Origin of the sequence: Marinicella marina, from assembly GCF_030065545.1 — a bacterium.
Lineage (GTDB): Bacteria > Pseudomonadota > Gammaproteobacteria > Xanthomonadales > Marinicellaceae > Marinicella > Marinicella marina.
In genome coordinates, this window is the sequence record NZ_JASJNC010000002.1 from 249,602 (window position 1) to 265,025 (window position 15,424).

Consider the following 15,424-nt stretch of genomic DNA (forward strand, 5'->3'; position numbering starts at 1 on the left):
AATCACACTTTTAAAATAACGCTGAAAATATAATTCAGCGTTGTGATTATTTGAGGAAAGCCGTGAAAAATTACATGTTGCTGATACTGGTGTTGAGCGCTTTGATGGCCTGTGCTTTTGATAAACAAAAGCACCAACGCCATCAGCTTAACCAGCCCTACCTGAAAAAAGTCTATTATGATGGCACCACTGATGACCTGTTAACAGCCGGTCTCGGTTTATCGGGTTTGCGAGGACCGGCACCTGAGATATCAGCAACACCCACTGCAAAAGCCTTGCGACAAGCCAGTTATTACCACCAATTCAGGGCGTTGAATGACCTCACAGCAGCTGGTGGATATGGTCGATTGTACGGAATGAAAGAGAATCAAAAGCCCATTGCGGGTTTTGAATACTGGTCACAACGCAAGCTGCAAGCCGGCCCATTGCATACCGTTGTGGTACAAATCCCAGATCATTTGAATCGTGAACATCCTTGTTTGGTGGTGGCGCCATCAAGTGGTTCAAGAAATGTTTTGGGTGCTGTGGGAACCAGCGGTGCTTGGGCGTTGCTGCAAGGATGTGCTGTGGTATACACCGACAAAGGCAGCGGTACTGAAATTGCTTTGATTGGTGACCAAGCTTATCAAATAGATGGAGTGGTCAAATTAAGGACTGGTGATCAGACCGGTCTGCTATCAGCGCGAAAGTTACAGCCGGCCAGTGACCTACATGTGATACAAACCCATGCCTATTCTCAGGCACACCCAGAACAGTTCTGGGGCGAATTTGTTTTAGATGCTGCTCAATACGCTCTGCAACTCCTCAAAGCGGAACGTGAGTTAGCTCGAAAGCAGGTTCATGTCGTCGCCGCCAGTCTCTCCAATGGCGGCGGTGCGGTGTTGCGAGCAGCAGAAAAAGATCTGGTGGGTATCATTGATGCGGTCGTGGCGGGTGAACCTCAAGTCAATTTGCAACACACATACATTTTGCAACAACATAAAAAAAATGAGACCATCGTAAGTAAACCGCTATTAAAGATAGCCAATATGATGAGTCTGATGGAGCCATGTGCTGCGCTGGATTCGTCTTTGATGGATGCGCCCTTCAAAGCCAACACACTGATGATTCAGGCGCTGCTTATCAATCGCTGTCAGGCGCTTGTTGCTGCAGGGTTGATAGCAGGTAAAGATGTGAGTGAACAAGCTGCTGCAGCTTTGCAGAAAATCCTAGCTATGCACATCGAACCTGCGGCGTTGCAATTGTCTCAAATCAATACTTTGGTAGGTATGTGGTCAGCCATCAATCACACCTACAGCAACAGTTACCTTCAAAAAACGGCGCAGGATAACCTGTGTCAATCAGCAATGAGTGCCTTTACATCAACGGGTGAGCCTAGGCCATTAACTGTCACTGAGGTCAACAACATGTTCGCCCTTTCCAATGGCATAGCACCCAGTAACGGTGTTGAATTGGCTCACACCAATGCTGAAAATGAAGTTCAATCGAGGATGATATTGGCAGCAGATTTTGGTTTGTCATCACAGCTTTGTTTTGCTGATTTAAGGCATACCTCAGCGATGCAGACGGCTCTGCAAAAAATCATGGCCCAGCCGCATAAAAATAAACTGCCTACCATCATTTTACATGGACAAGATGATGGAACAGTGGCAGTCAATCACACCAGCAGGGCTTATTATCACCGCAACCAAAGTGCTGACCATCAAAACACCAGCCTGAAATATTATGAGATTCAAAACGCCCAGCATTTTGATGCTTTTTTGGCGTATCCTGGGTTCAAAGAAAAATATGTGCCCATGCACCCCTATTTTGAACAGGCCATGGAAATGATGCTGAACCACTTACGCCATGGCAGTTCACTGCCACCAAGCCAAGTAATACCTACTCAACCAAGGGGCCAAAACAATGACCTAGAAGCGCTCCATGTGCCGGTCATTCGGCAACAAGCTGAAAAAACCATCACATTAAGTAACAACCAATTGGTGATTCAATGAGGAAAAAAATATTCATCACAGGTGCCAGCAGTGGTATAGGCAAGGGCATAGCGAAACATTTGGCTGAAAAGAATCATGTCATTATCAGTGATTGTGATGGCGATAAAATCAAGGCGGCTCAAGCCGATTTACGGGCACAAGGTCATCGAGTTGAGGCTCAAGTTTTTGATGTAACCAGTGAATCAGATCTGGCATCGCTGCAACAACAGGCCCAAAGCCAAGGCATTGATGTTTTGATTAACAACGCTGGTATGCAATATGTCAGTAAAATTGAGGATTTTCCGCCACAAAAATGGCAGCAGCTGATTGACATCATGTTGGTTGGACCAGCCATGACCACGCAGGCTGTTTTACCAGCCATGAAAGCAAAGAATTTTGGCCGCATCATCAACATTGGATCAGTTCACTCGTTGGTGGCATCTGCCTATAAAAGTGCCTATGTTGCGGCCAAGCATGGTTTGATTGGCTTAGCAAAAACAGTGGCCTTGGAGGTTGCTGCACACGACATCACCATCAACACTGTTTGTCCAGGCTACGTTGACACCGATATGGTGCGAGATCAAATCAAACAACAGGCTGCTGTTCATCAAATTTCTGAATCGGAGGTCATTGAAAAAATCATGCTCAAAAACATGCCAAAAAAAACATTCATCGAAATTGTAGAGCTGGCAGGAACAGTGGAGTTTCTGATAGGACCTTTTGCCAAAAACATCACGGCCCAAGCCATTACTTTAGATGGTGGTTGGACAGCGCATTGACTCTCAACAAAAGCCATGTTCATCAGCAGTTGCAAATTGAACCAATGAATTAAATGAAATACTAACCCAACTAAAAGAGGATAATTATGGAAGGTGTGATAGGCATACTGCTGTCATTGGCGCTGCTGATGTATCTGGCATATCGTGGTATCAGTGTGATTATATTGGCACCTGTATTGGCCATGTTGGCTGTTGTGCTGGCGGGTGAAGGTGGACAAATGCTTGGCATCTACACGCAAATATTCATGACTAAAATGGGTTCATTTGCAATCAAGTACTTCCCTATTTTCTTACTGGGAGCCATCTTCGGCAAACTGATGGAAGACTCCGGTTCTGCCAAAGTCATCGCCAAATCCATCATCAATACCTTGGGCATCAAACACGCCAGTTTGGCCATAGTTTTGGCTTGTGGTTTATTGACTTATGGTGGTGTGTCGGCATTTGTGGTGGCTTTCGCCGTGTACCCATTGGCAGCGGCGTTGTTCAGAGAAGCCAATTTACCCAAACGCTTTATACCGGCGACCATTGCATTGGGTGCGTTTACTTTTACCATGACTTGTTTGCCTGGCACATCACAAATTCATAACATCATTCCAGTCAGTTATTTTGGGACGGACATGTATGCTGCCCCCCTGGTGGGCTTGTGTGCCGGATTGGCCATGATGCTGGGCGGTTTGTGGTGGATCAATCGACGCATAACAACCCATGAAAATGAAGGCTACGGTGAAAACCACAGCAATGAGCCGTTACTGACAGAAGAACGCAACTTGCCCAGCTTGTTGGTTGCTCTGTTACCAATCATTGCGGTTGTTGCAGCTAATTTTATTTTCCAGAAGTTATTGATTCCGTCTTGGGATACCAGCTACTTGGCTGCCGAAAAATTCGGTAACATGGACGTTAATAAAGTCAAATCAATATGGTCCATGATCATGGCATTGATTTTGGCAATCGCCACCGTGGTCATGTTTAATTGGTCCAAGTTCACCGATGTCAATGGCACCATGACCAAAGGTGCTATGGGCTCTATGTTGCCCACTTTCAACACGGCATCTGAGGTCGGGTATGGCGGCACGATTGCATCTTTGGGTGCCTTCTTAATTGTCAAACAAGCGGTTATTAATATATCACCAGAGAACCCTTTGGTCTCAGAGGTGGTGGCAGTCAATGTGTTGGCAGGAATCACTGGGTCAGCTTCAGGTGGCTTGACCATCGCGTTAGAAGCTTTGGGGTCAACATATGCTCAATTGGCAGAGCAATTCAACATCAATCCTGAATGGATGCACCGTTTGGCTTCCATGGCATCCGGTGGTTTTGATTCGTTGCCACACAATGGGGCGGTGATTACATTGTTGACCATCTGTGGTTTGTCACATAGGCAGTCCTATAAAGACATTTTTATGGTCTCATTGGTAATCCCTGTCACCGTAACCGCCATAACAGTGGCAGTTTTAAGCCTGCTTATTTAAACCACTGAATCAACTCAAACATCGGGTCTGCGAATCAGATGACTTTCAGGTGGTTCGACTTTTTCAAACCGATAAAATCAAATAAATCGGTATCACTGAGGTGTGATGGCACCACATTGCACATGGCTTTGGCGATGTTCTCGACCCGGCCAGGATTGATTAAATCCCACTGCAGCAACATGTGCTTAATGGCTTGGCGTTGTAAGTTCTCTTGTGAGCCACAAAGGTTACAGGGGATGATTGGGTAGTCTTTCAATTCGGCATAGGCAATCAGGTCCTTTTCACGGATGTATGCCATTGGCCTGATGACCACATGTTGGCCATCGTCACTGAGTAGTTTGGGTGGCATGGCTTTCAGCTTGGCCCCAAAAAACATGTTCAAAAACAAAGTCTCTACCAAATCATCCTGGTGGTGTCCCAAGGCCAGTTTATTACAGCCCAATTCATCAGCAACACGATATAAAATGGCTCTGCGCAAACGCGAACACAAACCACAAGTGGTTTTGCCCTCAGGAATGACTTCTTTAACAATAGAATAGGTGTCCTCTTCGATGATCTTATAGTCAATATCAATTGCCTTTAAATAGTCCGGCAAAACATGGGTTGGAAAGCCGGGTTGCTTTTGGTCTAAATTAACTGCAATCAAATCTAAATCAAACGGCGCTTTCTTTTTGATCAGCTGCAGCAGCGACAACATGGCATAGGAGTCCTTGCCACCGGATAAGCACACCATGATGCGGTCACCAGCTTCTATCAAACCAAAATCGCCGGATGCTTTGGCCATTTGGCGACGCAGTTTGTTTTCTAATTGATTGAAAGATTGATTTTGAATGGCCATGCTTGAAGTATTTTCGACAAATGTGGTGAACGATAGGGTAAAATTTTAAGGTAATCAACTATTTTTTACTATATAGATGTCTCTCAGCCAAAATGAAATCATTCAAAGAATTGCAGATCTACAGAATGAACACAGTGAATTGGACGAAATCATTGCTGTGTTGATTAAAACTGGCGAGGTAGATGAGTTAAAAATTAAACGCTTGAAAAAACGCAAATTATTGATCAAAGACATGATGATTTGTTATGAAAACATGTTGATACCTGATATTGATGCTTGAGATTTTGTCCCCACATACTAAAAACACCCATACAGAAGCACCCACATATATGCATAAGTTGATTAAACTACCACTGTTGTTTTTTATCCTTGTTTTGGCTAACACTGCCACATTGGCTTTTCAGGTTGACTCATCAGAACAAAAATACACCCGCATCCTCGACCGCGATGGAGTCAAATCCTTTCAGGTCGCAATGGTCAGATATGCACCACGCACAGGCGGTGAGCGTTATGTTGATTTGGTTGGTGCGGTTCACATCGCCGATGAAACATATTACCAAAACCTCAATGAAATGTTTAAAAACTATGATGCCGTGTTGTATGAGGCCATCATGCCAGAGGGGGCTTCAATTCCGGTGGGTGGACCGACAGAAAAAAGTGGACTTTCTGGGTTGCAAAGCGGCATTGCCGATTTTATGGGTTTGTCTTTTCAAATGAATGAAGTTGATTATTCAAGCAAACACTTTCTGCATGCAGACATGACCCCCACTGAGTTCCAACAAAGCATGGAAAATAAGGGTGAATCATTTTTTGGTATTGTTTTCAAAATGATGCGGGCAGACTATGCCAACCAACTGACCGGCAATTCACCCATCAATAATTTCGACTTAATGAAGGCCATGATGGCCACAGACAGAGAAAATGAATTCAGAAAAATTTTGGCCACGGTGTTACTGGACATGGACATGTTAAAAACATTGGAAGGCTCAGAAGGGTCAACCATCATCAGCGAACGCAACAACAAGGCACTGAAAGTCTTAAGCATTGCGTTGCAAGATGATGGTAACAAATCCTTCGCAATCTTTTATGGCGCCGGTCACTTACCTGACTTCCATGAAAAACTCATCGCTGATTTTGATATGGTGCCAGTATCCACCCAGTGGCTTGATGCCTGGTCATTCCAGTAATCAATCAAAACCAGAGGCAAACAGCGGATCGTAGTTTTCCTCATAGACTGGACTCAAATCTGCGCCATTAACCACACCCAAAGGTGAATAATCATCGTAACCGGGGAAAATATAGCCCAGGAAACGGTTGCGTTGGCGTTTGATCAAAACCTCACTGACTACATCTCGATAATCAACAGTGGCATTGACATCGTCACCTTCAAATAACTGCTCGGGAGCCAATCCAGGAAATTGGCCATGGAAGCCGCCATTGACATTGTCACCAATAATAAACATGGGGTTGGCGTAGCCATGATCGGTGCTGCTGGCGCTGTTTTCGTAAGCACGACGCCCAAATTCAGACTGTACCATAATGGTGAATCGACCATTGTGTGAGGCAGTTAAATCTTGGTACAAAGCATACAGCCCGGCCGACAACTCACTGGTCAGGTCCGCAAATTGTCCTTCAGTTCCAGTTCCTTGTCCGACGTGTGTATCCCAGCCACCAGTCGGCACATAAGCCACCTCAAGGTCAACATCGCTTTTATACAGTTGTGCCACCATGCGCAATTGTTCTCCAAGGAAGCCTTCAGGGTAACTGGCACTATTTCCAGGAACATAGTTAGCCCAATCAATGGCTTGAATGATGTCTGATGCTTTAAGGATTTGGTGGTTAACCAGCTGTTCCAATGAAACTGGATTTTCTGTAATTTCTTGTAAAATATCCTGCATGGTGTCGCCCCAGGTCCAATGCCCGTCAGTCAAAGCAAAATCACCCGGGTTACTTAAAACCAATGCGGTGGGGTCGCCTAAAACAGCATCTGTATTGTCGTAGGATGGCACTATGGATGGCATAACGGCATCATTTGGGGTATGTAACGAAGAGTTAAAGTATCTGGTCAGCCAGCCTGTGCCCAAGGAATTGCTACCCTGAAAACCCAGCTCTAAAAACCGAGTAGCCTCAAAATGTGAACGGTTGGCCTCAACCAGTCCGGTGGCATGCACAATCGCCATTTTATTACTGTTAAATAAATTGGCCAAACCAGTGGCAGAAGGGTGCATGCCAAAAGCATTTTGACCATTCAGTGGCAAAGACACGTTATTAGGGATATGTAAAGAAGGGCGCAATACATTGCTGTATTGGTTGTAATCATTGCCTGATCTTGGTGGTACCATGTTCAAGCCATCCATGCCGCCATTCAAAAACACATAGACCAACAGATCTCTGCCATTCCCAGAACCGCCTTTAAGCAGCTGATTGGCAAATCCCAGTTGCATACCACCCAGGCCAGCCACACTGACTAAGCCTGAACCTTTGAGAAAATTTCTGCGATTTATTTTTTTCATGATGATCTCCTCAACGGTAGCTGAATTCAGCGGTTAAAAATAGGGTTGAAACCACAGACACCAGCCTTTCGCTGTTGTAACTGGGCCAATCATTGTGAAAAATATCGATGGCTGTGTCACGATCAGTCGGTATGGGTACATCTGGCGCGACGTCCATATATGACATGAATTTAGCCAATTTATCTTGGGTGTTTACATCCGGGGGATGGCCACAGGCCCTTTCATACCAGAAGTTCACAAGGTTGTTGGCAGTTCTATCGGCTTCTGCAGGTATGCCTTCGGCAGTGATGGCCAGGATGTTATTGAACGAGGCGTCGTTGTTGTTACCGTCCCTGAAGCGACAAATCCACTGGATGAATTTCCAAGTCGACATATTACTGGAGGCGCCCAGCCAGTGAGATTTTGTATCAGGATAACCATTGGGTGAAGTCCAACCGAAGGGTGGTTGGCCTGAGTTTCTGAAACCCCAATAATGCCAGCTGGAATATTCTTCATTGGGATTAAAAGCAAAACTATATTCAATCTGACGCATGGCCGCGATGGTTTTTTCAAAAGGGCGTTTGATTTTTTCACCCCAGGTGTTGAGAAACTCAGTGGATTTTAACAACACTTCCATGGCCTGTTTGATCTGGTCACTGGCTTGCCAATTTTGTTGTAAGGTGTTGGCCACTTGGTCGACAATGCTTTGTGGTGGCTCATCAGCAATGAACCGACGACAAAGTTTATAAGCCAAAAACTGTGCAGTGGCAGGATGTTCTGCCAGCATGTCTAAAATGTCATTAACGTCTTTTTCTGGGTCATTACTGTCATACAGAAAGTCAGTGCCCATGACACGCTTGACTCCTTGGTCATGCCAGTCAGGTCTGAACAAAAAAGTACCTGTTGGTGCTTGGCTTAAATCAACCGGATCACCAGGCGCAGGATACAAATATTGATAGTCTTGCCAACTGGCACCACTGAAAGACCAACCAGTCAAAGCCCGAGCCAGTTCCACCACATCCTCTTCCACATAGCCCACACGACGGCCTTGGTTATCAGTAGGTACGTCTTGCCAGGGTAGATGGCCGTAGTAGTTTTTTGCGCCAATGGTGTGTAATTCCAATAATTCACGGGCAAAATTTTCATTGGGCGCTGACTGTTCATTAACACCGTTGCCCAGATAGGACAGCATGCAATTTGAACGGGTCACTTGATACATCATGTTGCGAAAGTTGCCTAAGGCCTCAGGGCGGATGACATCACGGTCATAATGCACAAACATGGGTTGAATGTTGTCTCCTTCGAGGTAAACATTGAAGTGATTGTGCCAAAAATCTGTCATCGTCTCGAACAACTGTCTGTTGCTGTTGATGGCACGGATAAAAGCAGCATAAGAGGTTTCACGACCCGGCCTGATATGTACATCCCAGGGAATTTCAGCACCATTTGGAAGGTGCACGTGTTCTTGGAAAAACTGTTGTTGGGTTTTGTTTAACGTTTCAAAGCCTTGCATCAACATGTTATCAGTCGTGGTGTCTGATATGTTCTGTGGATCGAGTTGTTCATCTATGTAGGCTAAAATTCGATCGGTCTCGGTGTTACCAGGTAATGATTCGATGTGGTTGATGTCGGCCCGTGATGGTCCAAATGCCATCTTACTTAACACCCTGTGGGTCAGATTAGGCGTATCTATTGTGCCGCCCAATACTGTGGGCGTTTGTGCCAAGTTCTGTGCAGAATTTTTCGGTTTTGTGCGTGGTTTCTTTAACGGTGATTGACTCTTTTCAGCTGATGGAATGGCATCTCGTGGATGGTATTTTTTAGCAAAAATGTTCATGTGTTTACCTCTCTTTTGCTTAGAATAAATCAAGCTTAAGAGAATAATTGCGATATTGCTCACACTAAAAGTAAAAAATACCACAGAATGTGTGCCATTTAGCAAAATCTTAACCCTTGCAGTGGGCATAATTAACGTTGAAGCACTTTTTATTCAATTCAAACCATGAAACTACCATTTAACAAGACCCAAATCATCTGCATGCTGTTGCTGTGCACTTCGGTGCTCAATGCCACCACCCATGTGGTTACCGTCAGAGACAATTCATTCAGTCCGGTTACGGTGGTGATTGAGGCAGGTGACACGGTCCGCTGGGTCAATGAGGGCCCTGGTGCTCACAATGTTTATTCTGTGGGTAATTTCAGGTGTGCCAATGGTTGTGAGGCCAATGGTGGTAATGGCGATCCTTCCAACGCAGCTTGGGTGGCAGAAGTGGTTTTCAGGAACCCAGGTACGTTTCCCTACGAATGCCAACCTCACGTTCAATTTGGCATGGTTGGCACCGTGGTGGTACAAGCGCCAAACACAGGAGTCACGCATCAAGTTGAAACTGGACTGGAGAATGAATTCACACCGAATGAATTAACCATCACGGCTGGCGATGTGGTTTTTTTCAGTAACCAAGGCGGTGTGCACAATATAGAAACTGCTGATGGCAGTTTAACTTGTGCCGAAGGCTGCGAGGGGGATGGCCAAATAGTCAACACCGATCCCACCGGTTTTCAATGGGAGTTTTATCTGCGTTTTGATGAGGTTGCTAGCGTGCCATACTTTTGTGCCAACCCAGCTCATACCGAACAAACTGGGTTGATCAATGTGATTTCAGATGTGTTATTCAGTAACGGCTTTCAATAAGCACGTCATTGAGGTGGTGATTGTGTTTTGGGGTTGTTAAAATAAGGTATTTGACCGACTGATAACCCATGACTGAATTCACTGGATCTGATAGTTACGTCGCTACAGACGATTTACAACTGGCCGTCAATGCGGCTGTGACCCTACAACGACCTTTGCTGATTAAGGGTGAACCGGGTACTGGTAAAACCATGTTGGCCGAAGAAGTGGCCGCCGCCATGGGCATGAAACTCATCAGTTGGCACATCAAATCAACCACCAAAGCCCAACAAGGTTTGTATGAATACGACGCGGTGTCCCGGTTGCGAGATTCACAACTCGGCGATGATAAAGTCCATGACATCAAAAATTACATCAAACAAGGCATGTTGTGGCAGGCTTTCACTGCCGATGAACAAGTGGTGTTGTTAATCGATGAGATAGACAAAGCCGACATTGAGTTTCCTAATGATTTATTGGTTGAACTGGATAAGATGCAATTCAGCGTGTATGAAACGGGTGAAACCATTGAAGCCAAGCACCGTCCAATCATTATCATCACCAGTAACAATGAAAAAGAATTGCCAGATGCGTTTCTGCGTCGTTGTTTTTTCCATTATATTAATTTCCCTGACAAAAAGACCATGCAGGAAATCATCAAAGTGCACCACCCAGACTTAAAAAAAGGGCTGTTGAATTCGGCTTTGGAAGTGTTTTTTGAAGTGCGTGAGGTGCCTGGTTTGAAAAAGAAGCCTTCGACTTCTGAGTTGATTGATTGGATCAAGTTATTGGTGGCAGATGACATCCCACTGGAAGCCCTTCAAAACAAAAGCATCAAGGAGGCCATTCCGCCGCTGTATGGTGCATTATTGAAGAACGAACAAGATGTTGAAATGCTGCAGAAACTGGCATTCATGATGCGCCGCAACGGTTAAATAACAGCGATGCTGATTGATTTTTTCTACACCCTGAAAAAAGCCCAACTACCGGTGACGGTGAAGGAGCTCTTGGTGTTGTTAGACGCACTTGAAAAACAGGTGGTATTTGCCTCTATTGATGATTTTTATCAGCTGGCCAAATTATGCATGATCAAGGATGAAAAATATTATGACCGCTTTGATTTGGCCTTTGGTCATTATTTTCATGACCTGGAGATGATTGAGGATTTTGAATCATTTTTGATTCCGCATGATTGGTTGCAACCCGATTGGGAAAAAAGCTTAAGCGAGGAAGAAAAAGCCCAGATAGAAGCTTTGGGCGGTTTTGACAAGTTGATGGAAACTTTAAAAAAGCGCCTCGAGGAACAACAGAAAAAACACCAAGGCGGTAACAAGTGGATTGGTACTGGCGGTACATCGCCTTTTGGTCATGGTGGTTACAACCCAGAAGGTGTGCGCATCGGTGGAGAAGGTCGGCACAATCGCGCCACCAAAGTCTGGGAAAAGCGTCAATTCAAAAACCTCGATGGACAAGCAGAATTAAATACCCGGTCAATGAAAATGGCTTTGCGTAAGTTGAGAAAGTTTGCGCGCACGGGTGCTGCCGATGAACTCGATTTATCTGGGACCATAAAATCCACTGCCGAGAATGCAGGTTTGTTGGACTTAAAGATGCGCCCAGAACGCCACAACGCGGTTAAATTGTTGGTGTTTTTTGATGTCGGTGGTTCGATGGATTACCACGTACAAAAATGTGAAGAATTGTTTTCAGCGGTTAAGTCTGAGTTCAAGCATTTGGAGTACTATTATTTTCATAACTGCATTTATGAGAAATTGTGGAATGATAACGACAGGCGTTGGCAAGAAAATTTAAACACATGGGACATCATCAATACCTATGGTAACGATTATCATGTCATGATAGTTGGTGATGCTTCGATGTCGCCCTATGAAATTTCCGAACCATATGGCAGTGTTGAACACATGAATGATGAATCAGGAATCACCTGGATGCAACGAATAACCGATCAATGGTCGAATATAGTTTGGTTAAACCCAATTCCAGAGGAATACTGGTCCTATACGCACTCAACTGAGATGATAAAAAAATTAGTCGAAAACAGGATGTACCCGTTAAACCTGGATGGTTTACAGGCTGCCATTAATACATTGGCGAAATAAAACAGAGGAAATTATGACAATTACAACTTTAAATATCGCCATTTTGACGGTCAGTGATACCCGCACTGAAGAAACCGATACATCCGGATTGACCCTGAAAAACTGTGCTGAAGCGGGCGGTCATGTTGTGGTTGAGAAAATGATTGTTAAAGATGACCTGTTTCATATCAGGGCAGTGGTTTCAGCCTGGATTCACCAGGCTGATGTCAATGTCATTCTGATCACTGGTGGTACTGGCTTTGCATCAAGAGATGTAACGCCTGATGCCATTGAACCTTTGCTGGTGCAAAAAATTCCTGGATTTGGAGAATTGTTCAGACAGGTTTCCTATGATGAAATTGGAAATTCAACGATACAATCCAGAGCGACAGCAGGCATTGCTAATCGAACATTTGTCGCGGCATTACCTGGTTCAACAGGTGCTTGTAAAACAGCATGGAAAAATATTTTGTCTGATCAATTAGACAGCAATCATAAGCCTTGTAACTTTGTCCAGTTGATTAATTAACCTTGCAGTTTTTTGCTTAAACATAGTCCATAACTTGTTTTTGTCTTCTGGTGTTTCATTCATCTAGAATCAAATTTTAATCTCTTTTATTCATCAAAATTAGATAAGCATCAGCTGCATTTTCTTAAACTGAACTAGACACATTGTAGATGGCCATTTTCATTGAATAAAATAGTCTCAATCAAGAAAACGAGCTTATTAAATAATAAGATTATAGTGACCATCAACACATTGACTTCAGCTATAAAATAAACCAATATTATATGTAAATTAAATACTTTGTACTTTCAATCCACATTATGAGAAAAAAATGAAAAAGTTATTATTAGGAATGCTGATTTTTTGTAGCTTATTGGTTAACGAGCCCTCTCAATCAAAAACAGACCCCAATGGCTGCACATCAATGGGTGTACCTTTTGACATCGAAATAGGATATTCAATTGGTTCAACTGGTAGTTTTTATTTGGATGCTCAGGGTTTTTATAAATTAACTGTTAGGTTTCAGACTTATTCAATCTGTCAACCTTCTGGTTTGGCTGTTTTGATAGGTTCTTATAGTCAAATAACAATGGAAGGAGGAGATGGATGGCCTTAGGTCATCTAAATCCTTTTTAAGATATTCAGTAAATAAAAAATGGAAAATAGTAAATCTGGTCGCTTCAACTCAATCATTTTTATTGCTTGGCTTTTAGTAATGCTTTGATTTCATCCAACTCAGCTTGAATTTCATCCAATTGAGTCAACTTTTCCTCGCTGTTATCCAATAAAATCTGGCGATCATGTGCTGCATTCTCTTTTTCAAGCACGCTGACCACAATACCAATGACCATGTTTAAAAAGGCAAAAGCTGTAAAAAATATAAAAGATAAATAGAAAGACCAACTCAAGGGGTAGGTGCCCATGGTTTCATACATCACATCGGTCCAGTCTTCAAAAGTCATGACTCTGAATAAAGTCAACATGCTGGTGGCTATGTCGCCCCACAAAACTGGGTTGATTTGATTGAAAAAGAAGCTGCCCACTGCGCCGTATATATAAAATATGATGAACATCAACAGCATCACATAAGATAATTGAGGCATGGCTTTGATCAACGAGTTAATCAAAATCCGCAACTCGGGCACAATCGATACCATCCTCAACACCCTGAATACACGTACCAAACGCCCAATCAGCGCCATTTCAGAGTCCTCAATCGGAATCAGACTGACCACCACAATCAAAGTGTCAAAAATGTTCCAGCCGCTTTTGAAGAAATTCTTTTTATCGTCAGAGGCGATGAATCGAATGGTTATTTCAACCAAAAAAAACAAGGTCACTGCAATATCGGCATAGGACAAGGCAATGACAAAAGGCTGGGGTAAATGGTAAGTCTTGGCCCCAATAAGTAATGCAGAAAGGATGATGACGGTCACCACCGACCATTCGAAGATCTTGTTGTCGTGTATTTTCTTGAGTGTGGCTTTCATAAAATTCAATGTGGCTTGGCAAACCCTGACTTTATGAGGGCAAACAGGTGAAATTACAATTGTTAATGCGTCACAAAAAAGGCCAGTTGTTTGAAAACTGGCCTTTATCGGTGTGATTAATTACCAATCAGTGACTGTGGTCGTGTCCGCCATGGCTGTGCCCTTTGACAGCATCATTATATAGTTGAGTGGTCATGCGCTCAGTGGTGATGAAACCCCAATTCCAACCTTCATGGTATTTTTCCAGTGGATTGGCTGCAACTACTTCTTCCAGTGATTTACCGTCTTTGACGTGCTTGGCGATGATTGCTTTGGCATCTATCAACATATCAACAGCCGACTGCAGTTCTTTTTTGTTAGACAGTGGGCCATGGCCTGGGATGATGGTGGTTTCATCGTTAGACATGCTGATCATGGTCATTTGGGCGTTGATATAACCATCAACTGAGCCACCTGAGTCCAGGTCAATATAAGGAAATAGGCCATTGAAAAATGTATCACCGGCATGGATCACATTGGCAGCAGTAAAATGAATCACAGCATCACCATCGGTGTGGGCTTTGGGTACATGGATGGCTTTGGCCGGTTGGCCATTGAAGTGAAAGCTCATTTCTTCAGAGAAGGTCAATACCGGTAAAGCGGCTTTAGGTGCAGGTACCATGCCGTCTTCGCCTTGAACACCTTTGGTGACCAAGTGTTTGCGTAGGTTGTCATGAGCCACAATGTGGGTACCACCTTCACCCAAAGTGGCGTTGTTTCCGATGTGATCGCCATGCACGTGGGTATTTATCAGGAAGTCAATTGGTTGGTCAGTGATGGACGCTATGGCCTCATTCATGATGTCCAAGAAAGGAGGCATTGAATCATCAATCAAAACCACACCATCATCCCCCACCAATAATCCTAAATTGCCACCGGTGAAACCACCTTCGCCAGCCAGCATGTAGATGCCATCACCTACTTCGGTACTTTTGAAACTGACTTTGGGTTCATCTTTGGCAACACTGATCCCACTGAAAAACATTGCGGTGGATAGCAATGTACTTTTAAAATATTTTACTCTCATGAATATGTCCTGTCTTAAGTTGTTTGGTATTTGAGACAGCAA

The 15,424-nt window shown here is 44.0% G+C and carries 15 protein-coding genes; 10 read left to right on the forward strand and 5 right to left on the reverse strand.

Translation table 11 applies throughout. The annotated features are described in order from the left end of the window. Window positions 1-62 precede the first annotated feature (62 nt). The 3 genes from QNI24_RS03775 to QNI24_RS03785 all read left to right on the forward strand — a co-directional run bounded on the left by QNI24_RS03775 (window position 63) and on the right by QNI24_RS03785 (window position 4,218). Entirely contained in the window at window positions 63-1,994 is a 1,932-nt protein-coding gene (locus QNI24_RS03775; RefSeq protein WP_267174949.1) for a 3-hydroxybutyrate oligomer hydrolase family protein, read from the forward strand. Beyond that, window positions 1,991-2,752, forward strand: coding sequence for a 3-hydroxybutyrate dehydrogenase (locus QNI24_RS03780; protein WP_267174950.1), 762 nt, complete (start codon window positions 1,991-1,993; stop codon window positions 2,750-2,752). Before QNI24_RS03775 ends, QNI24_RS03780 begins: the two co-directional genes overlap by 4 nt. Window positions 2,753-2,838: 86 nt before the next feature. Continuing rightward, window positions 2,839-4,218 carry a GntP family permease gene (locus tag QNI24_RS03785; RefSeq protein WP_267174951.1) on the forward strand — a complete coding sequence of 460 codons (1,380 nt, stop codon included), beginning with the start codon at window positions 2,839-2,841 and terminating at the stop codon, window positions 4,216-4,218. A gap of 34 nt (window positions 4,219-4,252) precedes the next feature. Here QNI24_RS03785 and ttcA read toward each other — a convergent pair whose 3' ends face one another. After that, on the reverse strand, window positions 4,253-5,056 hold the full coding sequence (gene ttcA / locus QNI24_RS03790; RefSeq protein ID WP_267174952.1) for a tRNA 2-thiocytidine(32) synthetase TtcA: 804 nt from the start codon (window positions 5,054-5,056) through the stop codon (window positions 4,253-4,255). A gap of 76 nt (window positions 5,057-5,132) precedes the next feature. On the opposite strand from ttcA, the gene QNI24_RS03795 reads away from it, so the two are divergent. Both QNI24_RS03795 and QNI24_RS03800 read left to right on the forward strand, forming a co-directional pair. Beyond that, a complete protein-coding gene (locus QNI24_RS03795) occupies window positions 5,133-5,336 on the forward strand; it encodes a DUF465 domain-containing protein (RefSeq protein ID WP_267174953.1) in 204 nt (67 codons plus the stop codon). 49 nt (window positions 5,337-5,385) lie between these two features. Then, complete coding sequence (locus QNI24_RS03800; protein WP_267174954.1) at window positions 5,386-6,243, forward strand: hypothetical protein; 858 nt, start codon at window positions 5,386-5,388, stop codon at window positions 6,241-6,243. On the opposite strand, the gene QNI24_RS03805 is transcribed toward QNI24_RS03800, so the two are convergent. Beyond that, window positions 6,244-7,569, reverse strand: coding sequence for a DUF1501 domain-containing protein (locus QNI24_RS03805; protein WP_267174955.1), 1,326 nt, complete (start codon window positions 7,567-7,569; stop codon window positions 6,244-6,246). It abuts the gene before it with no gap. 10 nt (window positions 7,570-7,579) lie between these two features. Next, the gene (locus tag QNI24_RS03810) at window positions 7,580-9,385 is read right to left on the reverse strand and encodes a DUF1800 domain-containing protein (protein WP_267174956.1); all 1,806 of its coding nucleotides are present in this window, start codon (window positions 9,383-9,385) and stop codon (window positions 7,580-7,582) included. A 165-nt stretch (window positions 9,386-9,550) separates the two neighbouring features. Between QNI24_RS03810 and QNI24_RS03815 the strand changes: the two genes are divergently transcribed. The 5 genes from QNI24_RS03815 to QNI24_RS03835 all read left to right on the forward strand — a co-directional run bounded on the left by QNI24_RS03815 (window position 9,551) and on the right by QNI24_RS03835 (window position 13,442). Then, window positions 9,551-10,240 carry a cupredoxin domain-containing protein gene (locus QNI24_RS03815; RefSeq protein WP_267174957.1) on the forward strand — a complete coding sequence of 230 codons (690 nt, stop codon included), beginning with the start codon at window positions 9,551-9,553 and terminating at the stop codon, window positions 10,238-10,240. A 68-nt stretch (window positions 10,241-10,308) separates the two neighbouring features. Next, on the forward strand, window positions 10,309-11,154 hold the full coding sequence (locus QNI24_RS03820; protein WP_267174958.1) for an AAA family ATPase: 846 nt from the start codon (window positions 10,309-10,311) through the stop codon (window positions 11,152-11,154). 9 nt (window positions 11,155-11,163) lie between these two features. Continuing rightward, window positions 11,164-12,339 carry a vWA domain-containing protein gene (locus QNI24_RS03825; RefSeq protein ID WP_267174959.1) on the forward strand — a complete coding sequence of 392 codons (1,176 nt, stop codon included), beginning with the start codon at window positions 11,164-11,166 and terminating at the stop codon, window positions 12,337-12,339. 13 nt (window positions 12,340-12,352) lie between these two features. Then, window positions 12,353-12,847, forward strand: coding sequence for a molybdenum cofactor biosynthesis protein B (gene moaB / locus QNI24_RS03830; protein WP_267174960.1), 495 nt, complete (start codon window positions 12,353-12,355; stop codon window positions 12,845-12,847). A 310-nt stretch (window positions 12,848-13,157) separates the two neighbouring features. Continuing rightward, window positions 13,158-13,442 (forward strand): hypothetical protein, encoded by a 285-nt coding sequence (locus QNI24_RS03835; RefSeq protein ID WP_267174961.1) that lies wholly within the window; start codon window positions 13,158-13,160, stop codon window positions 13,440-13,442. A 79-nt stretch (window positions 13,443-13,521) separates the two neighbouring features. Here the strand turns inward: QNI24_RS03835 and QNI24_RS03840 are convergent, their stop codons facing one another. Next, window positions 13,522-14,316 (reverse strand): ion transporter, encoded by a 795-nt coding sequence (locus QNI24_RS03840; protein ID WP_267174962.1) that lies wholly within the window; start codon window positions 14,314-14,316, stop codon window positions 13,522-13,524. Between the two features lie 127 nt (window positions 14,317-14,443). Next, window positions 14,444-15,382: an MBL fold metallo-hydrolase gene (locus QNI24_RS03845; RefSeq protein WP_267174963.1), complete on the reverse strand. Its 939-nt coding sequence runs from the start codon at window positions 15,380-15,382 to the stop codon at window positions 14,444-14,446. Between the last annotated feature and the right edge of the window lie 42 nt (window positions 15,383-15,424).